This window comes from Methanospirillum sp., from assembly GCF_035560735.1.
Taxonomy (GTDB): Archaea; Halobacteriota; Methanomicrobia; order Methanomicrobiales; family Methanospirillaceae; genus Methanospirillum.
On sequence record NZ_DATMYY010000207.1, the window covers coordinates 1 to 4666 of the forward strand.

Sequence of the window (4666 nt, forward strand, 5' to 3'; positions counted from 1 at the left end):
CCAGATATTGTGCCTAACAATCATCAGCCAAAAAGTTGGCTGATTAATAATAGGTAGTAATTGGAGTTCAATCTAAGTGTCTGAAACAGAAAGGACCAGATTAGTATCATCTGATAACTGCATTCGTGGGGTTTCATTCAGATGGAGGTTCTTTATGCAACACTCAGAAGTGGCCTGATCAGAATCTGAACCTGATACAGTAGGATTTTCGGGAGATCCTATGGCTGAAAAGTACATCTTAAACATGATAACCCAGCGTGCCTTCGAAGAAGGTGTCGCGATGGAAATAGGTAAAACTTCTCCGGAATACTTCGATGCCTGTAACATCATTGAAATGAATGAACAGGATATGAAGAAACTGGGAATTTTAAAGAATACTAATGTCCGGGTCACCAGTGAGAGTGGTCAGGTCATTGTCAAGGCGGTTGTGGGAAGGCAGACCGTATACCCAGGTCTCTGCCACATCAGGCAGGGCGTCTGGGCAAACCAGGTCGTTCCTCCCCGTACCCAGTCAACCGGCACACCCCAATACAGTGGATTCCCAGTAACTGTGGAATCTGCTCCGGAAGAGAAACTGAAGACTGCTCTCCACTTGGTTCAGGGTGCAGTCGGCATGTGGAAGGGTGATGAATAATGCCAAAGGTATATGAGAATGTGGGATGCCCATACTGCGGCTGCTCCTGCGATGATGTCAGAGTAACTGTCTCTGATGACGGTAAAAAGGTGCTTGAGGTCGAGAACGTCTGTGCAATCGGAACTGAGATCTTCAAACACGGAAGCTCAGAGCACCGGCACCGACTTCCTCGTCTTCGCCAGCCAGATGGCTCAATGAAAGAGATCTCATATGAGGAAGCCATCGAGTGGACCGCACAGCATCTGTACAAGGCAAAAAAGCCACTTATGTACGGGTTTGGTTCTACCAACTGTGAAGGTCAGGCAGCAGCAGCCCGCGTCATGGAAACCGCAGGTGGCTGTCTTGATAACTGTGCAACCATCTGCCACGGCCCGTCTTTCCTTGCAATATTCGATAACGGGTACCCGACCTGTACCCTTGGAGAAGTCAAGAACCGTGCAGATGTAATTGTTTACTGGGGATCCAACCCGGCACACGCACACCCACGCCACATGTCCCGGTACTCTATCTTCCCCCGTGGATTCTTCACCGGAAAGGGGCAGAAGAAGCGTACCGTCATCGTCATTGACCCACGGTACACCGATACTGCAAACGTTGCTGATATACATGTTCGTGTAAGACAGGGTCACGACTACGATCTTTTCAACGCGTTTCGTATGGTCATGCACGGTCATGCAGACGATATCCCTGATGTTGTTGCAGATGTTCCAAAAGAGCAGATCCTTCAAGTTGCAGAAATCATGGGAAATGCCAGGTTCGGAACTGTCTTCTATGGTATGGGACTTACCCACTCAGATGGACGTAACCACAACATAGACATTGCAATCTCCCTCATGCGTGACCTGAACAAGGTTGCCAAGTGGACGATCATGGCAATGCGTGGACACTACAATATCGCAGGTCCCGGTGTCGTCTGGTCCTGGACATTCGGATTCCCATACTGCCTTGACCTCACCAAGAAGAACTATGCCCACATGAACCCTGGTGAGACCAGTTCAGTGGATATGGCAATGCGTGATGAAACAGATATGTTCATCAACATCGGAACCGATGCAGGTGCACACTTCCCAATTCCGGCAATCCAGCACCTGAAGAAACATCCGTTTGTTACCATCGATCCAAGCGTCTGCATGGCATCAGAGATCTCTGACTTGCACATTCCGGTCTGTATCTGTGGTGTTGACACCGGCGGAATTGTATACCGGATGGACAATGTGCCAATCCAGTTTAGACAGGTTCTCGATCCACAGGGTCTCCTTACCGATGAGGAACTGTTGAACAAGATCGCTGACCGCGTTGATGAACTCAATGCACAGGGGGCCTGAATATGTCTGAGCTGATTATCAAGAACGGATACGTCTTTGACCCAATCTCCGGAATCAAGGGAGACAAGGCAGATATTGCCATCAAGGACGGCAAGATCGTAGAAAAGGTCTCTTCAAAAGCAAAAAGCATCGATGCCAGTGGCAAGACAGTAATGGCCGGTGGTGTTGATATTCACACCCACGTAGTAGGGCCGAAAGTCAACCTTGGACGTGAGATGCGACCTGAAGACAAACTTTTCCGTGGTGACTACCGTGGTGGGATTCTCAAACAGGGTAAACGGATGGAGATGGGATACTCAATTCCAACCACCTGGAAGACCGGGTATGCATACTCCCGTCTGGGATACACCTACGTCAATGAGGCAGCAATGCCCCCACTCATGGCACCCCACGTGCATGAAGAGATTAGGGACACACCAATCCTCGATATCAGTGCAATGCCGGTATTCGGTAACAACTGGTTCTGTCTTGAGTACCTCAAGAACAAAGAGATCGAGAACAACGCTGCTTACGTCGCCTGGCTTCTTAAGGCAACATATGGTGTTGGTATCAAGGTAGTCAATCCAGGTGGCACTGAAGCATGGGCATGGGGAGAAAACTGTAATACTATCCATGACCCGGTTCCCTACTTCGACATAACCCCTGCAGAGATTGTCAAGGGTCTTATTGAGACCAACGAGTACCTTGGTCTGCCCCACTCAATTCACCTGCACCCCAACAACCTTGGGAACCCGGGCAACTACACAGACACCCTTGACACCCTGAAGCTTGCAGAGGGATACAAGGCAAAGAACAAGTTCGGACGAGAACAGGTTCTGCATAATACTCACCTTCAGTTCCACTCCTACAAAGGTGACAGCTGGGCAACCTTTGGATCTGCAGCAAAGGAAGTCATGGACTACGTCAACAAGACTGAAAACATCACCGTCGATCTCGGATGTGTCACTCTTGATGAAACAACCACCATGACTGCTGACGGACCGTTCGAGCACCACCTCATGGAACTCAACCACCGCAAGTGGGCAAACTGTGATGTTGAACTTGAGACCGGTTCAGGTATCGTACCCTTTGTATACGACAAGGATGTCGCAGTCATTGGTATCCAGTGGGCAGTCGGTCTTGAGATTGGACTCTATGCAAAAGACCTGATGCGGACCTTTATCACCACTGACCACCCGAACGGAGGACCATTCAGCCGGTACCCACGTATCATCAAGTGGCTCATGTCCAGGAAAGCCCGTGAAGCAACCCTTGACTCCATGAAGCGTAAGGACAAGGTCATCGCAGCAACCGACCTCGCCTCCATAGATCGCGAACTCAACCTCTACGATATTGCCATGATGACCCGTGCAGGTCCGGCCAAGGCACTCGGTATGTCTAGCATGTACGGCAGCCTCGCTCCGGGTGCAGATGGAAACGTATCTATCTACAACCTTGATGCCAAGAAGATTCCAACCGATCCAGAACTGATTGAAGAGGCATTCAGCAAGACTGCCTACACCATCAAGGAAGGAGTTGTTATCGTTCAGAACGGTGAGATTGTTGCTGAGCCAAAGGGACACACCATCTGGACCAAGGTCACCATGCCTGAAAACTCACAGGTTATGCGTGATATCAAAGAGAAGTTCACCAAGAGCTATACCGTTAACCTTGAGAACTATGCAGTGTTCGACGACCATGTGTACCGCCCACGGGCACTTGAAGTAGAAGTAGCCTGAGGTGCAAAAGATGGAAACCGTAACAATGACCCTGGTACAGCAGCCTGAGCTGTACCTCGAATGCTACAGTGTAACCCCTGATAAGTTTGCAGGGAAATCTCTGACCGAGATCGCAGATCTTCCGGCTCATGAGGGAAAAGTGGTCTGGAAACTTGGAGATTTCTTCTCCTTTTCCGGAAAAGCTGGAGAGACCGCAGCCGACACCAAGATCATCGTTAATGGCGATGTCCACAAGATGAAGCGGTTCGGCCAGCAGATGACAGCAGGCGAGATTCTCATCAACAGCAACGCCGATATGTATGTCGGCTGCTGGATGCGGGGAGGCAAAATAACCGTCAAGGGAAATGCTGATGCATTCCTTGGAATCGGCATGGAAGGTGGAGAGATCCTTATTGAAGGAGATGCCAACAACCATGTCGGTAGTGCCTACCGTGGAGACTGGCGTGGCATGAGTGGTGGCCTGATCCGGGTAAAAGGAAAAGCCGGTAATGATATCGGTACCGCAATGACCGGTGGGACCATCATCATTGAAGGTGATGTCTTCATCCATGTCCTGACCCATGCCGAAGGCGGAACTGTCATCATCAAGGGTGATGTTGAAGGCCGTGTAGGTGGACAACTGGTAAAAGGAGAAGCATATGTCCTTGGAAAAATCCTCTACCCAATGCCAGGATACAAGAAGGTTGGAACTGTCGAGAAGGAATGTGACGGTCAGACCTACACCTTTGATGAGTACATTGGTGACCTTGGAGAGCGGAAAGAGAAGAAGAAGGGACAGACTGTCTGGGGTCACATCTACCTCAAGGCAAACTAACCTTTTTTACTGCCGCCTCGTAAACTACCAGATACAATCCGGTCTTGCCCCGTATTTTCATACCGGAGTTACCGCAACACTGACCCCTGATTTAATCAGATACATTCCTGAAAACCATGGCTGTAAGCCTGTGAGAAACGGAAAGGGAATAACCGAATTATCGAGGAATTATGAC

4 protein-coding genes are annotated in these 4666 nt (G+C 49.6%); all 4 read left to right on the top strand.

Annotation, left to right across the window (positions count from 1 at the left end):
- Positions 1–220 precede the first annotated feature (220 nt).
- Genes VN429_RS06060 through VN429_RS06075 form a run of 4 tightly spaced genes read left to right on the top strand, consistent with a single transcriptional unit; the run spans position 221 to position 4491 of the window.
- Positions 221–634 (top strand): molybdopterin dinucleotide binding domain-containing protein, encoded by a 414-nt coding sequence (locus VN429_RS06060; RefSeq protein ID WP_325630944.1) that lies wholly within the window; start codon positions 221–223, stop codon positions 632–634.
- Complete coding sequence (locus VN429_RS06065) at positions 634–1959, top strand: formylmethanofuran dehydrogenase subunit B (RefSeq protein WP_325630946.1); 1326 nt, start codon at positions 634–636, stop codon at positions 1957–1959. Before VN429_RS06060 ends, VN429_RS06065 begins: the two co-directional genes overlap by 1 nt.
- A gap of 2 nt (positions 1960–1961) precedes the next feature.
- A complete protein-coding gene (locus VN429_RS06070) occupies positions 1962–3677 on the top strand; it encodes a formylmethanofuran dehydrogenase subunit A (protein WP_325630948.1) in 1716 nt (571 codons plus the stop codon).
- A 10-nt stretch (positions 3678–3687) separates the two neighbouring features.
- The gene (locus VN429_RS06075; protein WP_325630951.1) at positions 3688–4491 is read left to right on the top strand and encodes a formylmethanofuran dehydrogenase subunit C; all 804 of its coding nucleotides are present in this window, start codon (positions 3688–3690) and stop codon (positions 4489–4491) included.
- The last annotated feature ends 175 nt before the right edge of the window (positions 4492–4666 follow it).

Coding starts and splice junctions, on each gene's coding strand:
- VN429_RS06070 (WP_325630948.1), top strand. CDS start 1,962: ATGTCTGAGCTGATTATCAAGAACGGATACGTCTTTGACCCAATCTCC.
- VN429_RS06065 (WP_325630946.1), top strand. CDS start 634: ATGCCAAAGGTATATGAGAATGTGGGATGCCCATACTGCGGCTGCTCC.
- VN429_RS06075 (WP_325630951.1), top strand. CDS start 3,688: ATGGAAACCGTAACAATGACCCTGGTACAGCAGCCTGAGCTGTACCTC.
- VN429_RS06060 (WP_325630944.1), top strand. CDS start 221: ATGGCTGAAAAGTACATCTTAAACATGATAACCCAGCGTGCCTTCGAA.